The organism is Comamonas kerstersii (assembly GCF_008801935.1).
Taxonomy (GTDB): Bacteria; Pseudomonadota; Gammaproteobacteria; order Burkholderiales; family Burkholderiaceae_C; genus Comamonas; species Comamonas kerstersii.
On sequence record NZ_VZOT01000003.1, the window covers coordinates 373,258 to 395,566 of the forward strand.

General features: G+C 59.3%; 23 protein-coding genes and 1 other RNA gene. 14 read left to right on the plus strand and 10 right to left on the minus strand.

Translation table 11 applies throughout. The annotated features are described in order from the left end of the window. Nucleotides 1–29 precede the first annotated feature (29 nt). The 3 genes from F7P80_RS07090 to F7P80_RS07100 all read left to right on the plus strand — a co-directional run bounded on the left by F7P80_RS07090 (nt 30) and on the right by F7P80_RS07100 (nt 2,118). Nucleotides 30–914, plus strand: a complete 885-nt coding sequence (locus F7P80_RS07090; RefSeq protein ID WP_151043616.1) for a DUF3106 domain-containing protein — start codon at nt 30–32, stop codon at nt 912–914. 107 nt (nt 915–1,021) lie between these two features. Further along, the gene (locus F7P80_RS07095; RefSeq protein ID WP_054064962.1) at nt 1,022–1,489 is read left to right on the plus strand and encodes an RDD family protein; all 468 of its coding nucleotides are present in this window, start codon (nt 1,022–1,024) and stop codon (nt 1,487–1,489) included. Nucleotides 1,490–1,518: 29 nt separating this feature from the next. After that, nucleotides 1,519–2,118, plus strand: coding sequence for an LOG family protein (locus F7P80_RS07100; protein WP_151043618.1), 600 nt, complete (start codon nt 1,519–1,521; stop codon nt 2,116–2,118). 58 nt (nt 2,119–2,176) lie between these two features. On the opposite strand, the gene F7P80_RS07105 is transcribed toward F7P80_RS07100, so the two are convergent. From F7P80_RS07105 to F7P80_RS07125, 5 genes are all read right to left on the minus strand, one after another. Further along, entirely contained in the window at nt 2,177–2,515 is a 339-nt protein-coding gene (locus F7P80_RS07105) for a P-II family nitrogen regulator (RefSeq protein ID WP_054064932.1), read from the minus strand. 57 nt (nt 2,516–2,572) lie between these two features. Continuing rightward, a complete protein-coding gene (locus F7P80_RS07110) occupies nt 2,573–4,219 on the minus strand; it encodes an NAD+ synthase (protein ID WP_151043620.1) in 1,647 nt (548 codons plus the stop codon). A gap of 226 nt (nt 4,220–4,445) precedes the next feature. Continuing rightward, a complete protein-coding gene (locus F7P80_RS17280; protein WP_151043622.1) occupies nt 4,446–6,239 on the minus strand; it encodes a methyl-accepting chemotaxis protein in 1,794 nt (597 codons plus the stop codon). Nucleotides 6,240–6,388: 149 nt separating this feature from the next. Then, on the minus strand, nt 6,389–6,919 hold the full coding sequence (ppa, locus tag F7P80_RS07120; RefSeq protein WP_151043624.1) for an inorganic diphosphatase: 531 nt from the start codon (nt 6,917–6,919) through the stop codon (nt 6,389–6,391). 115 nt (nt 6,920–7,034) lie between these two features. Further along, nucleotides 7,035–7,562, minus strand: coding sequence for an Mpo1 family 2-hydroxy fatty acid dioxygenase (locus F7P80_RS07125; RefSeq protein ID WP_054064928.1), 528 nt, complete (start codon nt 7,560–7,562; stop codon nt 7,035–7,037). Between the two features lie 241 nt (nt 7,563–7,803). On the opposite strand from F7P80_RS07125, the gene F7P80_RS07130 reads away from it, so the two are divergent. From F7P80_RS07130 to F7P80_RS07165, 8 genes are all read left to right on the plus strand, one after another. Continuing rightward, nucleotides 7,804–8,409 (plus strand): DUF2889 domain-containing protein, encoded by a 606-nt coding sequence (locus F7P80_RS07130; RefSeq protein WP_054064927.1) that lies wholly within the window; start codon nt 7,804–7,806, stop codon nt 8,407–8,409. Between the two features lie 69 nt (nt 8,410–8,478). After that, a complete protein-coding gene (gene moaA / locus F7P80_RS07135) occupies nt 8,479–9,615 on the plus strand; it encodes a GTP 3',8-cyclase MoaA (protein ID WP_151043625.1) in 1,137 nt (378 codons plus the stop codon). A 4-nt stretch (nt 9,616–9,619) separates the two neighbouring features. Continuing rightward, entirely contained in the window at nt 9,620–10,258 is a 639-nt protein-coding gene (gene mobA / locus F7P80_RS07140; protein WP_151043627.1) for a molybdenum cofactor guanylyltransferase MobA, read from the plus strand. Nucleotides 10,259–10,321: 63 nt separating this feature from the next. Then, the gene (locus F7P80_RS07145; protein WP_151043629.1) at nt 10,322–10,645 is read left to right on the plus strand and encodes a thioredoxin family protein; all 324 of its coding nucleotides are present in this window, start codon (nt 10,322–10,324) and stop codon (nt 10,643–10,645) included. Nucleotides 10,646–10,922: 277 nt separating this feature from the next. Beyond that, complete coding sequence (locus F7P80_RS07150; RefSeq protein WP_151043631.1) at nt 10,923–11,363, plus strand: tripartite tricarboxylate transporter TctB family protein; 441 nt, start codon at nt 10,923–10,925, stop codon at nt 11,361–11,363. A 3-nt stretch (nt 11,364–11,366) separates the two neighbouring features. Further along, nucleotides 11,367–12,872, plus strand: a complete 1,506-nt coding sequence (locus F7P80_RS07155; protein WP_058879602.1) for a tripartite tricarboxylate transporter permease — start codon at nt 11,367–11,369, stop codon at nt 12,870–12,872. A 59-nt stretch (nt 12,873–12,931) separates the two neighbouring features. Next, nucleotides 12,932–13,624: a response regulator transcription factor gene (locus F7P80_RS07160; protein ID WP_151043633.1), complete on the plus strand. Its 693-nt coding sequence runs from the start codon at nt 12,932–12,934 to the stop codon at nt 13,622–13,624. Then, complete coding sequence (locus F7P80_RS07165) at nt 13,605–14,993, plus strand: sensor histidine kinase (RefSeq protein ID WP_151043635.1); 1,389 nt, start codon at nt 13,605–13,607, stop codon at nt 14,991–14,993. Before F7P80_RS07160 ends, F7P80_RS07165 begins: the two co-directional genes overlap by 20 nt. Nucleotides 14,994–15,107: 114 nt before the next feature. Here the strand turns inward: F7P80_RS07165 and rnhA are convergent, their stop codons facing one another. Continuing rightward, entirely contained in the window at nt 15,108–15,557 is a 450-nt protein-coding gene (rnhA, locus tag F7P80_RS07170) for a ribonuclease HI (protein WP_054064919.1), read from the minus strand. Next, nucleotides 15,554–16,294: a class I SAM-dependent methyltransferase gene (locus F7P80_RS07175; RefSeq protein WP_151043697.1), complete on the minus strand. Its 741-nt coding sequence runs from the start codon at nt 16,292–16,294 to the stop codon at nt 15,554–15,556. Before F7P80_RS07175 ends, rnhA begins: the two co-directional genes overlap by 4 nt. 31 nt (nt 16,295–16,325) lie before the next feature. On the opposite strand from F7P80_RS07175, the gene gloB reads away from it, so the two are divergent. Together gloB and F7P80_RS07185 are read left to right on the plus strand one after the other, a co-directional pair. Then, nucleotides 16,326–17,099 (plus strand): hydroxyacylglutathione hydrolase, encoded by a 774-nt coding sequence (gloB, locus tag F7P80_RS07180; protein WP_058879600.1) that lies wholly within the window; start codon nt 16,326–16,328, stop codon nt 17,097–17,099. Next, complete coding sequence (locus tag F7P80_RS07185) at nt 17,099–18,595, plus strand: transglycosylase SLT domain-containing protein (protein ID WP_151043699.1); 1,497 nt, start codon at nt 17,099–17,101, stop codon at nt 18,593–18,595. The genes gloB and F7P80_RS07185 overlap by 1 nt, the downstream gene beginning before the upstream one ends. A gap of 99 nt (nt 18,596–18,694) precedes the next feature. Here F7P80_RS07185 and recR read toward each other — a convergent pair whose 3' ends face one another. The 3 genes from recR to dnaX all read right to left on the minus strand — a co-directional run bounded on the left by recR (nt 18,695) and on the right by dnaX (nt 21,860). Next, entirely contained in the window at nt 18,695–19,285 is a 591-nt protein-coding gene (recR, locus tag F7P80_RS07190; protein ID WP_151043637.1) for a recombination mediator RecR, read from the minus strand. A 151-nt stretch (nt 19,286–19,436) separates the two neighbouring features. After that, nucleotides 19,437–19,769 (minus strand): YbaB/EbfC family nucleoid-associated protein, encoded by a 333-nt coding sequence (locus F7P80_RS07195; RefSeq protein ID WP_054064915.1) that lies wholly within the window; start codon nt 19,767–19,769, stop codon nt 19,437–19,439. A gap of 87 nt (nt 19,770–19,856) precedes the next feature. Continuing rightward, complete coding sequence (gene dnaX, locus F7P80_RS07200) at nt 19,857–21,860, minus strand: DNA polymerase III subunit gamma/tau (protein WP_151043639.1); 2,004 nt, start codon at nt 21,858–21,860, stop codon at nt 19,857–19,859. A 103-nt stretch (nt 21,861–21,963) separates the two neighbouring features. Here dnaX and ffs point away from each other — a divergent pair. Next, an RNA gene (gene ffs / locus F7P80_RS07205) (signal recognition particle sRNA small type) lies at nt 21,964–22,059 on the plus strand. Nucleotides 22,060–22,309: the final 250 nt, after the last annotated feature.

The window sequence follows — 22,309 nt, forward strand, 5'->3', positions numbered from 1 at the left end:
GACGCGGGCCGCTTTACACTTGGCACTACATGCCCCTGACCGCTGAACACCCCACAAGCTCCCGCACATCTGTCTTCGCCATCAGTCTGGCGAGCGTGCTGTTGCTGGGTCTGGCAGCAGGTGGCATCTGGTGCATGGGGCAGGTGGCCATGGCCCCCAGCACCGTGCCAGCCTATATGGCGGTAGACAACACCAGCCACGCCTCCTTGAGCAGCAGCACACACGCCCCCCGGCTGCGCCTGAGTTCATCCGGCCCCGCATGGCGCGAACTCTCAGAAACCCAGCGCCAGATTCTGATGCCGCTGCGCGAGCACTGGAACGCCATGGGTGCGCTGGCCAAGCGCCGCTGGCTGGTCCTGGCGGACCGCTACCCTAAGATGGATGAATCCGAGCGCACCAAGCTGGTCAGCCGCATGACGACCTGGGCCAGCCTCAGCGCCCAGCAGCGCAACCAGGCACGACTGAATTTTGAGAGCACCAAGCGCCTGTCCGCACAGGAATTGCAGACCAAATGGGATGAATACCAGGCACTGAGCGCTGCGGAAAAGCAGCGCCTGGCGGAGCAAGCCCGCAAGGCACGTGCCGCCAAAAAAGCCAAGCGCAGAATTGCCGTACCCAAGCCCCAGCCAGCACCAGCGCCCAGCACACCGGCTGTGTCACACCCAGTGATTGTGGAGACGCAGCCCATTGCCACACCACAGGCTGCCCCAGCCCTGCAGCTTCCGCCTGTTGAGCATCCTCAGCCAGCGTTTGCCGCGCCACCCGAGGTGACGGCTCTGCCCATTACCGTGCCGCAATCCATGCCCAGCATGGAGCTTCCGCCACTGCCTGCGGAAGATCCTGCACCTGCGCAAGATCTTGACGCGCATCAATCAGATCCAGCACCTGAGCACGCACCAGCACCGGCACAATAAACAGCCCCTGCTGTCTGGGGCATTTGATGGATAAGCCTGCCTGCATGTCTGCCCCTACCTCTTCCACCACCCACGTTCCTCTGCAAGCCCCCAGTCTGCGCCGCCGCATGGCCTGCTGGCTGTATGAAAGTCTGCTGCTGTTCGGCGTCGTGTTTGTCGGCGGCATCGTACTCGGCACAGCTGGCGTGCTGTTTGGCGCACCGCTGTCACCCCGCACACTGCAGGCTGTGCTGTTCGTGGTGCTGGGCATGTACTTTGCGTTTTTCTGGAGCAAAGGCCAGACGCTGGCCATGAAAACCTGGCGCATCCAGGTGGTAGACAACAATGGCCGCCCCCTCACGCGTGTGCGTGCACTGGCCCGTTATGCGCTATGCTGGGTCTGGCTGCTGCCACCGCTGGCTGCTCTGGCACCGTTTCATCTGCCCATGGCTGAAGTGGCGGTGCTCACACTGGGCTGGATCGCTGTCTGGGCCCTGCTCAGCCGCTTTCACCCACAGCGCCAGTTTCTGCACGATGTGCTAGCTGGTACGCGTCTGATTGATGCACCTGCGCCCACACCCTCATCGCAGCGCTGAACACTGACTTCATCTACCAAGAACCTCTCATGACTGACTTCACCCCTGCTTTTTCGATCTGCGTGTACTGTGGCTCGCGCCCTGGCGAGTTGCCGGTGTATGCAGAAGCTGCGCGTGCCGTAGGCACATGGATTGGCCAGCGTGGCGGTCAGCTGGTCTACGGGGGCGGCTGCACCGGTCTGATGGGCATTGTGGCCGAAGCCACCAAGGCAGCTGGCGGCCGCGTGGTAGGCGTCATTCCCCGAGCACTGGTAGACAAAGAACTGGCCAACCAGTCCTGCACTGAATTGCACATCGTCGCCAACATGCATGAGCGCAAGGCCATGATGGCTGAGCGCAGCGATGCTTTTCTGGCCCTGCCCGGCGGTATTGGCACCTTTGAAGAATTGTTTGAAGTGTGGACCTGGCGCCAGCTGGGCTATCACGACAAGCCCGTGGGCCTGCTCAACGTAGAGAACTACTACACCAGCATGCTGCAGTTTCTGCAATCCACCGTCACACAAGGCTTCATGGGCGCCTGGCAGATGGATCTGATCAAGGCGGACAGCGACATTGCCGCGCTGATGCAGTTCCTGGTCGAGTCCGCTGGACTGGTGCCAGAAAGCAAGGACCTGCGCCACGTGATCTGACCCACACAAAAAGCGATCCCAAAGGATCGCTTTTTTCATGGGCAACGCCTCTGTGCGATTAGATGGCAGAGCCGTCCAGATCGCCGGTGCGAATGCGCACTACCTTTTCCACGGGCGATACAAAAATCTTGCCGTCACCGATCTTGCCTGTGCGCGCTGCGGTCACGATGGCGTCTACACAGCGGTCCGCATCTTCGGAAGCAACGACCACCTCAATCTTCACCTTGGGCAGAAAATCCACCACGTACTCTGCACCACGGTACAGCTCGGTATGGCCCTTCTGGCGGCCAAAACCCTTCACTTCAGTCACGGTCAGACCCGTGACGCCACATTCCGCCAATGCTTCACGCACTTCCTCCAGCTTGAATGGCTTGATGATGGCTGTAATCATTTTCATGGTGTCAGGCTCCAGTGGAATTTTTTAACTTAATCAATCAATACGAGAAACCAGATTTCAGCGTCTGAATCCGTTGGTAATCGGCATGCGCCAGTCCTTACCAAAGCAACGCTGCGTCAGGCGCGGCCCCATCGGGGCCTGCCTGCGCTTGTATTCATTCACCCGGATCAACCGAACCACGCGCTCGACGTCACCGCTGTCGTGACCTGCGGCCACGATGGCTTCAACAGGCTCGTCATTTTCCATATAACGGCGAACAATATCGTCCAGCACAGGATAAGCAGGCAGACTGTCTTCGTCCTTCTGATCAGGACGCAACTCTGCGCTGGGCGGGCGCGTAATGATGCGTTCTGGAATCGGATGCAGACCCGTTCCAAAAGGATCATTGGCATTGCGCCAGCGTGCCAGCTCAAACACCCGGGTCTTGAATACATCCTTGATGACGGCAAAGCCACCTGCCATGTCGCCGTAGAGCGTGCAGTAGCCCGTAGCCATTTCGCTCTTATTGCCTGTTGTCAGCACAATAGAGCCAAACTTATTGGACATGGCCATCAGCAAGGTACCACGAATGCGGGCCTGCAGATTCTCTTCCGTTGTATCTTCAGGTAAACCTTGAAATTGCGAGGCCAATGCTGCCTTGAATGCTTCAAATTGCGGAGCAATATCAATCACTTCATGGCGCACGCCCACACGGTCTGCCATTTCCTGCGCGTCTTTCCAGCTGATGTCTGCGGTGTAGGGTGAAGGCATCATCACCGTACGCACCTTGTCCTTGCCCAGTGCATCCACGGCAATGGCCAGCACCAGTGCGGAATCAATACCGCCCGACAAACCCAGCAGCGCACCGGGAAAGCGATTCTTGCCCACATAGTCGCGCACGGCCAGCACCAGGGCCTTCCACAGACAGGCGTTGTCCTCCTGAACAGGAGTCACCACACCCGATACCTGCACAATGCCTGCGGTCTGCTGCAAGCGCACTTCAGCCAGTGCCTGCTCGAACGACGGAGCACGTACAGCCACAGTGCCATCCGCCTGCAATGCAAAGCTGCTGCCATCAAATACCAGCTCGTCCTGGCCGCCCACAAGATGGGCATAGACCACCGGCAGCCCAGTTTCGCGGGCACGCTGCGCCAGTACGGCTTCGCGCTCGGACTGCTTGCCCAGATGCCAAGGCGAAGCATTGAGCACCAGCAGCATCTGCGCACCAGCGGCCTTAGCCGCCTGTGCAGGCTCTCGCACCCAGGCGTCTTCACAGATCAGCACACCGGCACGGACTCCTTGCAGGTCCATCACACCGGCCTGCTGACCGGGCAGGAAATAACGCTTCTCGTCAAACACACCATAGTTGGGCAATGCCTGCTTGCTGTAAGTGCCCAGCACCTGTCCGTTAGCAATCCAGCTGGCTGCATTGCGGCGCAATGTACTGCCTTCCACTGCCTGTGCATGCCCAACCAGCAGTGTCAGCCCTGGCCACTGCTTGCTGGCTTCCACCACGGTCTGCAGTGCTTCATCACTGGCCTGCTGAAAAGCGGGACGCAGCAGCAAGTCTTCAGCAGCGTAGCCACACAGGGCCAGCTCGGGCGTTACCAGCAACGCGGCTCCCTGTGCATGTGCCTGCTGCGCGGCTTCGATAACTTTTTGTGCGTTACCGCTCAAGTCTCCCGCCACAAAATTGAGTTGAGCGATGCAGATAGAAGTGGTCATGAAATGTGTGAGCCCTGCGGCCTCAGCGCCAGCGGCTATTGCGCAGAACAGCCGGTTTACAAATAAGGGGGGATTATCACTCCCTCCGCCCAGATCCACAGCAAGGGAGCAGGAGTCCTTATGCACAACCGCCCTAGCTCCAGCAGCTTCGCAGGCGTAGATGCAAGAACACCCCATGCCAGCACGGCATGGGGTGTGTCTTGAATGTGCAGGTCTGCGGCCTGCGTCAGAAGGTTTCCCAGTCGTCTTCAGAAGCCGTCTGTGTAACCAGTGGTTTGGCTGGAGCTGGCGCAGCGGCCCTGGCAACCGCCTTCACCGCAGGCTGCACAGCTTCCGCGGGCTTTTCCTGCTGCACAGGCTTTGCCGCAGGCTGGATGCTGACTGGTGCTGGCATAGGGGCAGATGTCTGCACGGGCTGTACCGCCGGCTGACGAACCAGCGCCTGCTGCTGAACCTTGAAGCGCGATACGGACTCTACCAAATCCCTGGCCTGACGCTGCAGACCAGAGGCCGCAGCTGCACTTTCCTCCACCAGGGCTGCATTTTGCTGGGTGCTCTGGTCCATTTGCACAATGGCTTCGCTCACCTGTCCCACGCCCTGACTCTGCTCTCGGCTGGCCGCACTGATTTCTACCACCAGATCTGCCACACGGCGGATGGCATGCACAACTTCCTGCATGGTGTGACCTGCTTCGGCCACCAGACTGGAGCCCTGGCCCACGCGGTCTACGCTCTCAGCAATCAGCTGCTTGATCTCCTTGGCAGCTTCCGCGCTGCGACCTGCCAGCGAACGCACCTCGCCCGCCACCACGGCAAAGCCACGGCCCTGTTCACCAGCACGTGCTGCTTCTACCGCAGCATTCAGCGCCAGGATATTGGTCTGAAAAGCAATACCATCGATCACACCGATGATGTCGGCAATCTTCTGACTGCTGGCATCAATGCCGTGCATGGTCTGCACCACCTGCTGCACCACCTCGCCACCGCGCTGCGCCACCTGGGAGGCATTGACTGCCAGCTGATTGGCCTGCATCGCGTTTTCTGCGTTGTGGCGTGCCGTCGATGCCATCTGCTCCATGGATGCTGCCGTCTGCTGCAAGGCACTGGCCTGCTCTTCCGTGCGGGTCGACAGGTCATGGTTACCGCTGGCGATTTGCTCGCTGGCGGTGAAGACACCATCGGCATTGGAGCGCACCTGCGCCACCACCTGCTCCAGGTTGTCACGCATCTGCCCCAGCTCCTGCAGCAGCACACCCATTTCGTCCTTGCCAGCCTGAGGGATAGGCTGCGTCAGGTCACCATCGGCAATGCCACGCGCCACGCTGACAGCCTGCCTGGCGGGCAGAGTGACCGACCGGGTGATGCGCCAGCCCAGCACAATGGCCAGCAAGGTGCTCAGCCCCATGCCGAGCAGCACCCAGGTATTGGCAAACTGAAAGCTGCGCTGCACCTGCTGCTCCGCCTCATCTGCGCCCTTTCGGCTCAGCTGCGCCAGCTCACCCAGCACCTCTACCAGCTGTACGAACACGGGTTCCGCCACGCCTACATAGATGTTGGTGACCATGTCACCCAGCAGCAGATCGCCTTCCAGCTCGTTATAGTCTTTCTCACGCGCAGCTTGCAGGAAGCTGCGGTGTATTTCCATGTACTGCGCACGCAACTGCTCGTAGCGAGCCATCAGCTGCTGCTCCTGGGCGTCGGCTTCCAGCGCCTGGTAGGCACGCTCCAACGACTGGATTTCCTGCAGCACACGCTGTATCTGCGTCTGATAACCGTCAATCTCTGCCACGCTCTGGACATTCAGCACCCCGGCTTCAGCACGCCTGAACTGGTTCCAGTCACTGCGCAGATTGCTCAGATAAAGAACACTGGGCATGGCGTTCTGCACCACCAGTTGCGTACTGGCATGCATGTGCCGCATCTGCCATAAAGCAACCGCACCCAGCAGCAGGGTCAGCATGCTGACCAAAGCGAAGCCAATGCCCAGCTTGGTAGCCATGCGCATGTTTGCCAAAAGCATCTCATCTCCCTGAAAAAGACCTTGTCGCGCCGCACACAGGCAAAAAAAAGTGCAGCCCTTTACAGGGACTGCACATTAACAAATTTTTACAGAGAAAAAGGTTTGCCTTAGGCTGAGACCAAGGTTTTATCTTTATCGCTATCTATTTTTCAGGCCTTGTTGTAGCTGGCGATGCCGTCGGAGATTTCCTTCTTGGCTTCGTCAATACCCTTCCAGCCCAGCACCTTGACCCACTTGCCCTTTTCCAGATCCTTGTAGTGTTCGAAGAAGTGAGCGATCTGGTTCAGGGTCAGTTCATGGACGTCGTCCAGGCTTTCGATCTTGTCGTAGGCAGGCAGGATCTTCTTGGTAGGCACAGCCAGCACCTTGCCGTCCACGCCGCCTTCGTCTTCCATGTGCAGGATACCGATGGCACGGCAAGGCACCACCACGCCTGTAGGCAGGGGGAAGGGAGTCATCACCAGCACGTCCACGGGGTCACCGTCGCCAGCCAGTGTCTGGGGCACATAACCGTAGTTCACGGGATAGTGCATGGCAGTGCCCATGAAGCGGTCCACAAACACGCAGCCTGTTTCCTTGTCCACTTCGTACTTCACAGGATCGGCATTCGCGGAGATTTCGATCACTACGTTGAAAGTTTCAGGGGCGTTCTTGCCGGGAGTCAGTTTTTCGAAGGACATGATGGTTGATCAGGTTATGAAACAAATGCCCCCAATTGGGGGAAAACCTGAAGATTTTAGAGGCATGCCCTTGCGCGCTTCTTTCAAACCCCTGGAATATCCGCGCAAACCGCATTTACAAGGCAGCACGCGCTGAAGTACGCACGGGGCCGGAGCGCTGCTCGATGGCCTGCTGCACCTCCTTGCGCAGCCCCAGCGCAAACCCCATTTCAGCCAGCACAAACAATGGGCCGATCAACAGCCCCACGATGTCATCAAAGAAAGCCGGCTTGCGCCCTTCCCAGTAGTGCCCCACGAACTGGATGATCCAGCCCACCACAAACAGCCCCACGCCCCAGCCCAGCCACAGCGCCGTACTTTGCTGGGCCAGCCAGGCGCCCAGCGCCAGCATGACGCCCAGCACCAGCGCCAAGGTCAGGCCATAGCGCATATCAAGCAGCATGTAGTAGATGCTCGCGGCCAGTGCTGCCAGCACCGCAGGACTGAGCGCTACCCCCGCACCGCCCCATTCCCATGCCGGGCGCGACAGCACGATGACCACGGCCAGCAAAATCATGGGCACACCCAAGAAGTGCGTGAGGATGTTGCGTGCATCGCGGTGATAGTCCGCGTACTGCGAGAGTTGATCGACCAGGGTTTTCATCGCCACTGCCTCCACATGACAAGCATATGCAGGCATGGTCCGGCTTGCCCACAGGCTTGTCCATAGGGCGAAGTCCTAAATCAAATGCATAGCACCCAGCGCTTGTAGCATAAGCCCTAGAAGCCAATTTGGCTGATAAAAAGTTACCTTGGTGACTGACCGCATACCAGCCCATATCCACAATGATGGCCAGATTGCCGCTGGTCTTTGCCAGCACACCATGCTTTTTCACACCACGCCCATGCCGCTTTCCACACCCACTGTTGCCCGCACCCCGCAGCACATCCGCCAAGTGAACTTTCGCAGTTTTGAACGCGCCGATGGCCTGTGGGACATCGAGGGCGAACTCATAGACAGCAAGGCCATGGACATGCCACGCGTCAATGGAGAAGGCATGCGCAAGGCAGGCGAGCCCATTCACCACATGCTGCTTCGCGTGACGGTGGACACCCAGCTGGTCGTCCATGCCATTGAAGCGGCGATGGATGCCCATCCTGTACAAGGCTGTCCCACAGCGCTGGATGCCATGCAAGGCATGGTGGGCTGCTGCATGGCACGTGGCTGGCGCAAAGCCATTGAGACCCATCTGGGCGGCATTGCGGGCTGCACCCATATGCGAGAGCTGCTGCAAAGCATGGCAACCGCCACATTTCAAAGCATTGTGTCTGCCTTTGATAGCGGCCCTGACCAGCCGCCTGCCTATCTGGGCCGCTGCAAAGGCTGGGACTTCAACGGCCCCGCCGTCGCACAGTACTACCCCCAGTTTGTGGGCTGGATACTGCCTGAAGGCAAAGGGCAGCCCATGCCGCCTGCTGCGCAGGAAAATTGCAAAACCACGCAGAGCTGAAGACTATCCCTGCAGCACCAAACCCCCTCCCCAGCAGCGCCGAAGCGCTTGCGGCACAATCTCGCCCCTATGGTTGATCGCGTAATCCCTGTGGTGGAACAACGGTACGGCGTACTGCAGGCGCCACTCAATACAGCACATATTGCTCCCACTGGGCAGTTGCTGGATCAGCGCGCGCGCGCACTGCGTGATCTGCGCATCAGCGTCACAGACCGCTGCAACTTCCGCTGCGCCTACTGCATGCCCAAGGAAGTCTTTGACAAAGCCTATCCCTACCTGCCCCACAAGGCACTGCTGAGCTTCGAAGAGATCACCCGCCTGGCACGCCTGTTCATTGCACACGGCGTGCGCAAGTTCCGTCTGACAGGCGGCGAGCCGCTGCTGCGCAAAGACCTGGACCAGCTCATCGCCCAGCTTGCTGCTCTGTGCACTCCGGAGGGTCAGGAGCTGGACATCACCCTGACGACCAATGGCTCGCTGCTGCGCCGCAAGGCCCAGCTGCTCAAGGATGCGGGTCTCAAGCGTGTCACCGTCAGCCTGGACGGGCTGGATGACGCCACCTTCCGCCGCATGAACGATGTGGACTTTCCTGTGGCCGATGTGCTGGACGGCATTGAAGCCGCGCGCGAAGCGGGGTTGCAGGACATCAAGGTCAACATGGTGGTCAAGCGCAGCACCAACGTAGACCAGATCCTGCCCATGGCTCGCCATTTCCGTGGCACCGGCGTGACGCTGCGCTTTATTGAATACATGGATGTGGGTGCGACCAACGGCTGGTGCATGGACGAAGTCCTGCCATCGGCCGAAGTGCTCCAGCTCATACACGCTGAAATGCCTCTGGTGCAGCTGGAGCCTTCTGCCCCTGGCGAAACCGCCAAGCGCTGGGGCTATGCAGGTGCCGATGGCAAGCACGACCCGGCGCTGGGCGAAATTGGCGTCATCAGCAGCGTGACCCAGGCCTTCTGCGGCGACTGCAACCGTGCACGCCTGTCCACAGAAGGCCGCCTGTACCTGTGCCTGTTTGCCGACCAGGGCTGGGACTTGCGTGACCTGCTGCGCAACGGCGCAGACGACGCCACCATCAGCAACGCCATGGCGCACATCTGGGGCCAGCGCAATGACCGCTACTCCGAAATCCGCGCCAGCCTGCCACCGGAAGCGACACAAGGCCGCAAGCGCGTGGAAATGAGCTACATCGGCGGCTGAAGCCATGAGCACCACAGCTTCTATTGCCATCCAAGACATCACCGGCATGGTGCTGGCCGGCGGCCGTGGCAGCCGCATGGGCGGCGTGGACAAAGGGCTGCAACCCTTTCACGGTGTGCCGCTGGCTCTGCATGCCCTGCAGCGACTGCAGCGCCAAGTAGGCCACTGCATGCTCAATGCCAACCGCAGCCTGGAGCACTACGCCCAGTTCGGCGTGCCCGTACACACCGATGTGCTGCCCGACTACGCCGGCCCCCTGGCGGGCTTTCTGACCGGCCTGACGCACTGCAGCACCGACTGGCTGCTGACCGTGCCCTGCGACAGCCCCTGCTTTCCACAGGACCTTGCTGCCCGCATGACGGCGGTGGCTGCACAGCAAGGCGCCCAGATCGTGCTTGCCGCTGGGCCTGAAGTGGGCCGCGATGGCACACTGCAAGTCCGCCCCCAGCCCGTGTTTGCCCTGCTGCACCACAGCCTGCTGCCCAGCCTGCAGACCTTTGTGCACGAAGGCGGCCGCAAGATTGACGCCTGGACCAGCCAGCACCGCCAGGCCCTGTGCCGCTTTGATCTGCCGGGCGATGATCCACAGGCCTTTGCCAACGCCAATACGCTGGACGAGCTGCAGGCGCTACAAAATAAATAACACTGCGGATTGACGGCAGTGCCGCATGGGGCGATAAAGCAGCATTAGCTTCGGAGTTTTGCCATGCCTTTTGCGACTGCTTTTACCGACCCTGCCCCCAGCCCTGAAGACCTGGCCGACCTGCCCGGCACTGTTGCCGTGGAATTTGGCGTCGACTGGTGCCCCCACTGCCAGGGTGCCCAGCCTTTGCTGCGTGACGCGCTGCAGGATCGCCGCGACATCACCCACATCAAGATCGAAGACGGCCCCGGGCGCAAGCTGGGCCGCCACTTCAAGGTCAAGCTCTGGCCCACGCTGGTCGTGCTGCGCAACGGCGAAGAAATCGGCCGCGTGACACGCCCACAGTCCGCACAGGAAGTGGAGGAGCAGCTGCCCGTAGGCATCTAGCCACTCAGGCTGCAGCCACCTTGCGCCAAGGCCCTGTTGGGCCTTTTTTGTTGTCTTTGCACATTATTTTTTCTTTAAGCTGATGCCTTCAAAGGCATTCAGCATTAATTACAGTTAATTATCTGCATGCTCAAATCAACAAATCTCATGCAAACATTAAAAATAATTAACCAACCACATTAATTATTTTTCACATTCAGCATGTATACGTAGTATCACAAAAGATTACCACCTCTCCTCCATTCAAAAATAGGCCACTCTGCACAATGGAGGTGTAATGCTAAACAGAGATTTCAGAGACATTATTGCTGGTATATTCGTCTGCATCGTCGGCCTTTTCTTTGCCATAGGCGCACAGAATTACAGTTTTGGCACAGCCGCCCGTATGGGGCCTGGCTATATGCCCATGGTACTGGGCTGGGTGCTATTTGTGCTTGGCATTTTTATCATGGTTCCCGCTTTTTTCCGAAAAGGGGAACGTATTGAAGTTGACTGGGACAGTCTGCTGGCATCTACCGCTTCGCTGGTGGTATTTGCATTTAGTCTGCAGATGCTGGGGGTTTTCCTCAGCACCGTGATTGCCGTCTTGATTGCCACCATGCCAAAGCGCATGAATTTTGGCGTCAGAGGCGTGCTTGCCATTGCGATTGCCGTCATTACCTCCCTGATTTTTGTGGCAGGGCTGGATATGACTATTTCCCTTTTCCCAGAATTATAAAAAATGGAATTATTTGACAACCTCTTATTAGGTCTGCGCGTTGCCTCAGACCCCACGGTACTCTGGTATTGCTTCTTCGGCGTGTTTCTGGGTACGGCCGTAGGCGTCTTGCCCGGCATTGGCGCACTGGCAGCCATTTCTCTGCTGCTGCCCATGACCTACCACATGTCACCCACTGCAGCCATCGTAATGCTGGCCGGGGTGTACTACGGCGCGCAGTATGGCGGCTCCACGGCGTCCATCCTGATGAACTTACCCGGGGGGCCTGCTGCAGCGGTGACCTGTCTGGATGGCTATCCCATGGCCAAGAAAGGCAAGGCTGGTATTGCCTTATTCATTACGACCATTGCCTCCCTGTTTGGGGCCATGTTCGGCCTTGCCCTGCTGATTCTGTTTTCACCCACCATCGCTGAGGTAGGCCTGAAGTTTGGCCCTGCTGAACTGTTCGCCATGATGGTCATGGGCCTGGTCGCAGCGTCTTCCATGGGCAGTGGCTCACCGGTCAAGGGCCTGGCCATGATGGTCATGGGCGTGCTGCTGGGCATGGTAGGCACAGATGTGAACTCCGGCGCTGCGCGCTACACCATGGATGTGCCCGAACTGATGGATGGCATCAACCTGGTGGCGCTGGCCATGGGTCTGTTTGGCGTCTCGGAAGTGGTGCGCGGCATTCACGGTCAGGATGACTCCAAGAAGGTCGAGAAAGTCACGCTGCGCTCCATGATCCCTGCCAAGCAGGAGATGAACCGCGGTTACCCCGCCATGTTCCGAGGTTCTGTCATCGGCTCCGCCTTGGGCGCACTGCCTGGCGTAGGCCCCTCGATTGCCGCCTTCATGGCCTATGCCGTAGAAAAAAAGGTCGCCAAGCGTCCCGAAGAGTTTGGGCATGGCGCCGTACAGGGCATTTCTGCACCAGAGTCGGCCAATAACGCCGCTGCGCAGACTGCCTTTGTGCCTTCGCTGTCGCTGGGCATTCCGGGCGATGCTGTCATGGCCATCATGCTGGGCGCACTGATCATTCACGGCATTCAGCCTGGCCCCACGCTCATCAACGAGCAACCCGAAATGTTCTGGGGCCTGGTCGTGAGCTTTGCCATTGGCAACATCATGCTGGTGCTGCTGAACATTCCGACCATTGGCATCTGGGTGTCACTGCTGCGCATCCCATTCAAGTGGCTCTACCCTGCCATTCTGGTGTTCGTGGCACTGGGCGTGTACAGCGTCAACAACAACAACTTTGACATCTACATGGTCGCCATCTTCGGCATTCTGGGCTATCTGTTCATGCTGCTGCGCTTTGAAGCTGCGCCACTGCTGCTGGGCTATATCCTCGGGCCCATGGTGGAAGAGAACCTGCGCCGCACGCTGCTGCTCTCGCGTGGCGACCCCAGCATCTTTTTTGAGCGCCCCATCAGCGCTACCCTGCTGGCCATTACGGCCGCCATGCTGTGCTGGACCCTCTTCAAGTTTTTACAGCGCACGCTGCGCAGAAGATACATTCCAAGCTAAGCTTCAAGCTCCATAGCCCCCAACCCCTGCAGCACTTTTTTGCTCAGGGGTTTCAATCCATGAAAAATATTTTATTGATTGAAGACGATACCGAGATTGCGCAATATATTTGCGAAAATCTTTTATCGACTGAATATTCGATCACCCACATTACCGATGGCAGCGAAGGCCTGAAAGCAGCACTGTCTCAACCCTGGGATGTGGTACTGCTTGACCGCATGCTACCGAATGAAGTGGATGGCCTCGATATTCTGAAAGCCATGCGTGCCATGGGCCACCAGTGGCCTGTGATTGTGGTCAGCGCTCTGGGGCAAACCGAAGAGCGTGTGCGCTGCCTCAAAGCAGGGGCTGATGATTATCTTCCCAAACCATTTTTAATGGAAGAACTGGAAGCACGCATCGAAGCCGTCATGCGCCGCAGCAACTCCACCGCGCAGGAGCAGGCACACACACTGACACTTGGTAATTTACGCATAGATTTGCTCAAACACACCGTACATCGCGGCGAAGAAAAAATACCACTCAATACCCGTGAATTTAAATTACTGGCTTATCTGATCAAAAATGCTGGCCAGACTGTTACGCGCAGCATGGTGCTGGAAAATATCTGGGAATATGATTTCCAGCCCGAGACCAATATTATCGACGTCCATATCAGCCATTTGCGCCAGAAAATAGATGGCAAAAATGGGCCATCTGTTATTCGCACGGTGCGCGGCGTAGGGTACAGCATTGACATCCCCACGCCTTAACGGCCTGCAGCATACCTGGCAATCCAGCTCGTTCCGGCTGGCACTGGGCTTTGGCATCATGGTGCTCGCCATCCTCGCAGGCATCTTCAGCGTGTACTACGTGGAAATCGTAGGCCGCGTCAGCCAGCAGCTCGATGACTATGCCATGCGCACCAGCAAGCGCCTGCTGAGCACCTACGCGCAGCAAGGTCCACTGGGCCTGCAAAACGAAATTGATACCTTGCTGGCCGATGGCATCGACAGCCAGACCGAAGTGCTGATTCTGCAAAGCGCTGACGGCCAGGTCTGGGCTGGCAATGCCGTAGCCACCCTGGCAGGACTGCAGCCTGGCCCTCACCTGCAGGATGTAGCGCTGGAGCAGGAAACGCGCAGCTTCATGGGCCGGGTGCAACTGCATCTGCTGGACGATGGCCGCTACCTGCTTGCAGGCAGTGATCTGCAGCCGCTCACCGACATTCGCGACCGCTACTTCAAAGCCACTGGCACAGCACTGGTACTGGTCATCGTGCTGTCGCTGGCTGCGGCCCTGGGCTTTCGCCGCCTGATGGACCAGCGCGCCGCTGCCTTGCGCCGCGCCATGCATCAGGCAGGCAAGGGCAATCTGCACTTTCGCCTGCCGCCCAATGCCCACCAGGACGAATTCAGCCGACTGGAGCAGGACATCAACACCATGCTCGAACAGCTCGAGCAGCTGGTGCATGGCATACGCCACGTCTCCAACATGGTGGCGCACAACCTGCGCACCCCGCTGAACCGCACGCTACGCCACATTCAGGCGGCCACGGATGGGCCACCGGCCCTGCGCCAGGCACAACTGGAGCTGGCGCAGGCCGAACTGCAGCAACTCAGTCGCCTGTTCACCAAAATGCTGCTGCTGGCTGAGGTGGAGTCTGGCATCGGCCAGCAGCGCTTTGAGCGCATGGCCATACGCACCGTGCTGCAGGACGTGCTGGAGTATTACGAGCCTATTTTTGTAGAGCGCGGCGTACAGTTGCATACCCACTGGGACTGCGAAGGCTGGGTCATGGCCGAGTCACACCTGCTGGCCAATGCGCTGTCCAATCTGCTGGACAACTTTCTCAAATATGGTGGCAATACAGAAGGCCTGCTGCAGCTGGATGTGCGCCTGTATCAGCAGCAGGGGCAAGTCATCTTGCTGCTGCGTGACCATGGGCTCGGTGTGCCTGAGGAGGTTCTGCCACGGCTGGGCAGCCACTTCTTTCGCGCCAGCAGCCATCAGCATCTACCAGGGCACGGCATTGGCCTGGCCAGCGTGCGCGCCATCATGCAGCTGCATCAGGGTAGCATCGTCTGGTGCAATGCATCGCCAGGCCTGGAAACCCGCATCACGCTGCCAGCCGCTTCATAAAAAGAAGCTGCTACTGCAGAAAAACAAAGGGATTCAGATAGTTTTCCATCTGAATCCCTTTAATTTTGAGCGCTAGCCGCTCTATTTTTTAGAGCCCGCAGCTTGGATGAGATATTAAATGCGTCCCAGCGCCAGATCAACGCCCTTGTTCGCCAGTTCATCCGCCTTTTCATTGCCGGGGTCACCTGCATGGCCCTTGACCCAGTGCCAGGCAATGCGGTGGCCTGCTGTGCTGACCAGGTGATCCAGTTCCTGCCACAGCTCGGCATTTTTGACGGGCTGCTTCGCCGCAGTCTTCCAGCCCTTGGCTTTCCAGCCGTGGATCCACTCCGTAATACCCTTGCGCACATATTCGCTGTCCAGATACAGCGCCACATCACAGGGGCGCTTGAGTGCGCGCAGTGCCTCAATCACAGCGGTCAGCTCCATGCGGTTGTTGGTGGTGTTCAGTTCACCGCCGAACAATTCCTTGCGATGGGGCCCTGCCTGCAGCAGCACCCCCCAGCCACCAGGGCCAGGATTGCCCTTGCAGGCCCCATCTGTGTAAATCACGACTTGGTTCAAATTTCTTTCCTTTGTGGTGCCTGCTGGCAAGCGGCTGCTGCCGCAGCCTTGGGCGCCGTCTTGTGCTTGCGCCATGCCGGCTCGAGCAGTCGCATGCCATGCACCTTTTTCACTGCCAGCACGCAGTATGCACCGCCCAGCACAGGCCACGCCTTGTGACCCAGCTTGTCCAGCCAGCGCCAGCGCTCAAGCCACACCTCAGACTCCACGGCAGGCGCATGGCAGCCAAAGTCCACGGCCTCCACATCCATGGCCAGCACCTGCAGCCACTCGCGCACCCGCAGATAGGAAAGCCCCTGCCAGGCATTGAGCGACGGTGCCCTAACGCGCTCCAGGCCGTGCTGCAGCCCCCACAGGCTGAAAGGGTTCAGCCCGAACAGCAGCAGCCGCCCTTCAGGCACCAGCACCCGCACTGCCTCGCGCAGCACTGCGTGCGGGTTCTGGCACAGCTCCAGCGTATGCGGTAGCACCAGCAGGTCCAGACTGGCCTCTGCAAACGGTAAAGCCTCAGGCGCGCAGCATAAATGCGCCTGCAACTGCTCTTGGCAAGCTAGACTTTCAGGGTTTAAATCCATGCTGGGCATGGCCAGCCACTGATGGGGCATGCGGTTTTGCCGCAAGGCCTGCAGCTGCGGCAAGCCCAGCTGCAGACTGTGATAGCCGAAAATGTCTGCCACCGCCTCGTCGCACCGCTGCTGCTCCCATTCCAGCAGATAGCGGCCAAAAGCCTTTGCCATCCACGGATGCTCTTTCTGACTTGACTCACTCATGAATCTGCTGCCGTTGTCCGCGTTCTCTGACAATTACATCTGGCTGCTGCACAACGGCAAACAAGCCCTGGTGGTAGATCCCGGAGACGCTGCCCCCGTTCTTGCCGCACTGCAGGCACATGGCCTGCAACTGCAAGCCATTCTAGTGACCCACCACCATGCCGATCATGTAGGAGGGGTGGACAAACTGCGCAGCGCCACTGGTGCAACCGTTTACGGCCCAGCCTACGAAACCCTGCCCGAGCCCGTCATCCGCGTGGATGCCAGCACCGAGCTGCAGCTGCTGGGCCTGAACTGGCGCGTACTGGAAGTGCCAGGCCACACCGCTGGTCATATTGCGTGGTATTGCGAACCTGCAGGCCAAGCTCCCATCCTGTTTTGCGGCGACACCTTGTTTTCGGGCGGCTGCGGCCGCCTGTTTGAAGGCACGCCCGAGCAGATGCATGCCTCACTGCAGCAGCTGGCACAGCTGCCGGGCCACACCCGCGTGGCCTGCGCCCATGAATACACGCTGAGCAATCTGAAATTTGCCTGCGCCGTGGAACCAAGCAATGCCGACCTGCTCCAATACCGCGCGCATTGCGAAGCCCTGCGCCAGCAGCAGCTGCCCACGCTGCCTTCCACACTGGCTCAGGAACTGGCAATCAACCCTTTTCTGCGTTGTGACGTTAAACAAGTCGTGCAAAGCGCACTGCGCTTTCGACCCGACACCCACCCTCAAAACCCCGCCAGTGTGCTTGCCACGCTGCGCGAATGGAAAAACGCATTCTGATGAACTTGCGCCATCTTCTTCTTGCCATCAGCGTGACCGTGCTCGCTGGCTGCGCAAGCTCGCCACCCGCCAAATTTGACGGGCCACTCAAACCCATCACCCCTGTCAAGACTGGCACCTCCAAGGTCGTCCCCCTGGAGTCCAACCACGATCTGTGGGAGCGCATCCGCCGCGGCTTTGCCATTCCAGACCTAGACCACGAACTCGTGCCGGTGCAGGAAAAGTGGTACAGCTCACGGCCCGAGTACATCGAGCGCATGACCACCCGCTCGAGCAAGTACCTGTTCCATATTGTTGAAGAGCTGGAGCAGCGCAACATGCCCATGGAGCTGGCACTGCTGCCCTATATCGAAAGTGCCTTCAACCCGCAGGCTGTCTCCAGTGCCAAGGCTGCAGGCATCTGGCAGTTCATGCCCGCGACAGGTTCGTACTTCGACCTCACGCAAAATGCCTTCCGCGATGACCGCCGCAACGTGCTGGCTTCGACGCGCGCTGCCCTGGACTATCTGGAAAAGCTCTACGGCATGTTTGGTGACTGGCAGCTGGCACTTGCTGCCTACAACTGGGGCGAAGGCAATGTGATGCGCGCCATCAAGCGCAACCAGCGCCAGGGCCTGGGCACCAGCTATGCCGAGCTGAATATGCCCAACGAGACACGCAACTACGTGCCCAAGCTGCAGGCGGTCAAGAACATCATCGCCAACCCCGAAAAGTACCAGCTTGAGCTGCCCTATATCGAGAACCACCCCTACTTCCAGGTGGTGGAGATCAAGCGCGACATGGACGTTGAGCTGGTCGCACGTCTGGCAGACGTGCGCCTCGAAGACTTCAAGGCTCTGAACCCTTCGTTTCATCGTCCCACCATCTTTGCCGGCGGCACCACACAGATTCTGCTGCCCTGGGACAACGCCAAAGTCTTCCAGCGTAACCTGGAAGCCTATAACGACGATCAGTACGCCAGCTGGACCGTATGGGTAGCCCCCAGCACCATGACAGTGGCCCAGGCCGCTGACCGCGTGGGCATGAGCGAGGCCGATCTGCGCAGCGTCAACCGCATTCCACCGCGCATGATGATCAAGGCGGGGTCTGCCCTGATGGTGCCTCGCACCTCGCAGCACATGGGTGATGTGGCCTCACACATTGCAGACAACGGCAAGATTGCCTTTGCGCCCGAAGTCACCAATGTCACCCGACGCACCAGTGTCAAGGTCCGCAGGGGCGACTCCATGGCCCGCGTCGCACGCCGCAATGGTGTGAGCGTGGCCGATCTGGCACGCTGGAACTCCCTCAAGACCAACTCCCAGCTCAAGGCGGGCCAGTCATTGAGCATCTACAAGACCGTGCGCATGGCTGCCAATACCTCTGGTCAAAAAGCCAGCAAGAACAGGCAGGCCAGCACGACCAAGAAGCCGCGCTCAACCGCTGTGACCAAGAAGCCTGCCAATGCCAAGGTGGCTCAGAAAGCCAAGAGCAGCACCACCAAGAAAAAGCGCTGAACTGCGCTGATACCTGACCACAACGCCCCGCCCCTCGCGGGGCGTTGTTTTAGAGCTGCAAACACAAGGCAGCAAATCACAGGCGTGCGTTTGCGGCTTTTATCTGCGCTCCACCAGTGCGTGGGCAATCGTGCCCAGATCCACATATTCCAGCTCACTGCCCACAGGCACGCCCCGCGCCAGGCGCGTCACCTGCACATGGCGCCCCTGCAGCAGCTCGGTAATGGCATGCGCCGTGGCCTCGCCCTCGGTGGTAAAGCTGGTGGCCAGAATCACTTCCTGCACATTGCCATCGGTCACGCGCTGCAGCAGCTGCGGCAGGCCAATATCCTTGGCCCCTACCCCATCCATGGGAGAGATCCGCCCCATCAGCACAAAGTAGTAGCCCTGATAGGCTCCTGTGCGCTCCATGGCTGCTAGGTCTGCCGGTGTTTCCACCACGCACAGGCGCGCGGCATCACGCCCAACGTCTTCGCAGATCGGGCAGATGGTGTTGTGCGTGAAGGTGTTGCAGCGGCTGCAGTGCTGTACCGAATCCACCGCCTCCATCAATGCACGCGAGAGCACGCGTGCGCCTTCCTGGTCGCGCTGCATGAGGTGAAAAGCCATGCGCTGCGCAGACTTGATGCCCACGCCGGGCAAACGGCGCAGCGCCTGAATCAGCGGGTCCAGAGGTTGCAGATCTGACATCGTCCCTATCCAAAGAAAAAGGGAAAGCACATAGCTTTCCCTTCAGATGTATTGCACGCTTGACTGGCACCGTTCACACCATCCAGCCACACGCAGATCTGCGCTCAGAGCAGGCCGGGCAACGGTGCCGCAATATGTAAGTGAGCGGGTCTTAGAAGGGGAACTTCATGCCACCGGGCAGACCAGGCATGCCAGCGGTCAGCTTGGACATTTTTTCGTTCGAGGTCTCTTCCGCCTTGCGCACGGCAGCGTTAAAGGCTGCTGCCACCAAGTCTTCCAGCATGTCCTTGTCTTCTGCCAGCAGGCTGGGGTCAATGGTCACGCGCTTGACGTCGTGCTTGCAAGTCATCACCACCTTGACCAAGCCAGCACCCGACTCGCCTTCGACTTCGATATTGCCCAGCTCTTCCTGTGCCTTCTTCAAGTTGTCCTGCATGGCCTGAGCTTGCTTCATCAAACCGGCAAGTTGTCCTTTGTTGAACATGGTTGGTTTCCTTTTGTTGAACGTGTCACGTAAAAATCAAAGAGGCCAATAGTGCCATGACTTGGGCCGACCTCTTCGCTGTTAAACCTATACCGGCCGAATGCTACCGGGCACGATGCTCGCCCCCAGGCTCTGCACCAGGTGCTGGACCTTCGGGTCGCTGTGCACAATGGCCTCGGCCTGTTTCTGCCGTGCTTCGGCATGTGCCTTGTCGCGCAGGGCAGGCGTATCCGTCGCCAGACCGCTTTCCACATGCAAGCTGGTGCAGTCTGTCACCTGCGACAGTGCTTTTAGCAAGCGCTCGCGTGTGGTGGTCTGGTTCAGCGAGCTGCGCTGCACACGCAGCGTCCACACGCCACCCTCACGCGCTACCAGCTGCGCCTGCATGGCCAGCTGGCGCACCAGCGCCACGATGGTCTGCGCCTCATCCAGCTGCTTGACCACGGCATACCAGGCATCGCCCAGCGGGGTAGTCTGCAGCATATCGCTGGCCGCAGGCTCTGCGGATGCCTGTACCTGGGCCGCAGACACAGGCGCGGCGGCGTAGGGCTCGGCCTCCATGGGTACATCCACCCACGCAGGCGGCTCCTGGCTGTCGAAGGACTGCGGCGCATCCATGGCCTCAGGCGGCAGTTCTTCCCATGGGGGTGGTTCATCCTGAGGAGCTGCCATTTTGGCCAGGGCAACTTCCGCTGGCGCAGCCTCCTCCACAGGCTCTGCAGCAGCAGGCGCTGCTTCGGCAAGAATTTCCTGCACCACGACCTCCTGCGCCACCACCTGCGGATGAGATTCAGCCACTACAGCAGGCTGTGGCTGTGGCTGTGGCTGTGGCTGTGGCTGTGGCTGTGGCTGTGGCTGTGGCTGTGGCTGTGGCTGTGGCTGTGGCTGTGGCTGTGGCTGTGGTGCAGTTTTAGGCTGACTGGGCGGCAGTTCAGGCAGATTCAGTGTTTTTTTTTCAGCCGGTGCTGTAGCAGCTGCTTGACCCTGCGGCTTGAAAGCCAGCAGACGCAGCAGCGCCATGGTCAGGGCGGCATATTCATCGGGGGCCAGCCCCAGTTCCTGGCGGCCATGCAGACAGATGCTGTAGAGCAACTGGGTTTCATCAGCAGGCATGGCCTGCGCCAGCTCCAGCATCTGCACGGCATCCGGGTCGGTGGCATCGGTGGCAGCCGCCATATCTGGCACGGCCTGCAGCACGGCCATGCGCTGCAGCACGCTGGCCATTTCTTCCAGCGTAGAAGCGGCAGAGATACCGTTGTGGCGCAATGCATCCACGGTTTCCACCACAGTACGGCCATCGCCCTGCGACAGCGCGCCAATCAGACGAAACACATAGCCACGGTCCACACTGCCCAGCATCTGGCGCACGGCTGCTTCCTGCAGCTGGCCACAGCCAAAGGCAATGGCCTGATCCGTCAACGACAGTGCATCACGCATGGAACCGCGCGCGGCACGAGAGAGCAGCTTGAGCGCCTGGGGCTCTGCGGGAATGCTTTCCTTGGCCAGCACCTGCGTCAGGTGCTCAAACACGGTCTCGGGTGCCATGGGCCGCAGATTGAACTGCAGGCAGCGCGAGAGCACCGTGACCGGCACCTTCTGCGGATCAGTCGTAGCCAGCACAAACTTGAGGTACTCGGGCGGCTCCTCCAGCGTCTTCAACATGGCGTTGAAGGCGGTGTTGGTGAGCATGTGCACCTCGTCGATCATGAAGACCTTGAAGCGCCCCTGCACGGGCTTGTACACCGCCTGCTCCAGCAGGCTTTGCACCTCATCCACACCACGGTTGGAGGCCGCGTCCAGCTCGATATAGTCAGGAAAGCGGCCGCTATCAATTTCAGTACATGCAGGGCAGACACCACAAGGCGTAGCTGTGATTCCACCCTTGCCATCTGGCCCGGTGCAATTGACGGACTTGGCAAAAATACGCGAGACCGTGGTCTTGCCCACACCACGTGTGCCAGTGAACAAGTACGCATGGTGCAGACGCTGCTGCGTCAGCGCGTTGCCCAGCGCCTGCACGACGTGCTCCTGCCCCACCATTTCGGCGAAGTTGCGGGGACGGTATTTACGAGCGAGCACGAGATAAGACATAGGCGCTGATTCTACGGTCTGCCAGCCTGGCAAGCCCTGGGCAGGCAGTTTTATCTGCTCATGTCACATCTTCGAGACGCAAACACCCCTATAATCCATCTCTGACAGGCCCCCTCGCATGGGGAAGCAGCCAACCGGGTCAGGTGGGGAACCAAGCAGCCCTAACTGTGAAACCAGTGCCGAGGTAAGGCTTGTCAACTTCTCTCAGGGATTTCTTTGGCAATCAAAGAGTTATCTATCCCCAAGCCCCTTCAGTTCTTTCTGCATCACTCTGGTGTGCCACTTTGTCCTATCCAGACATCGTTGATGCATCTGTGGCGTCCCTCATTGGACTGCATCGCCAGAGCGGCATCTACGACCTAAGCATCGTTGCACCCAAAGACCTTGGTGCTAGGTGGGCGCGTAAGCATTGCCAGTACAAACTACACAAGGTGTCCTTGAACCGCTCC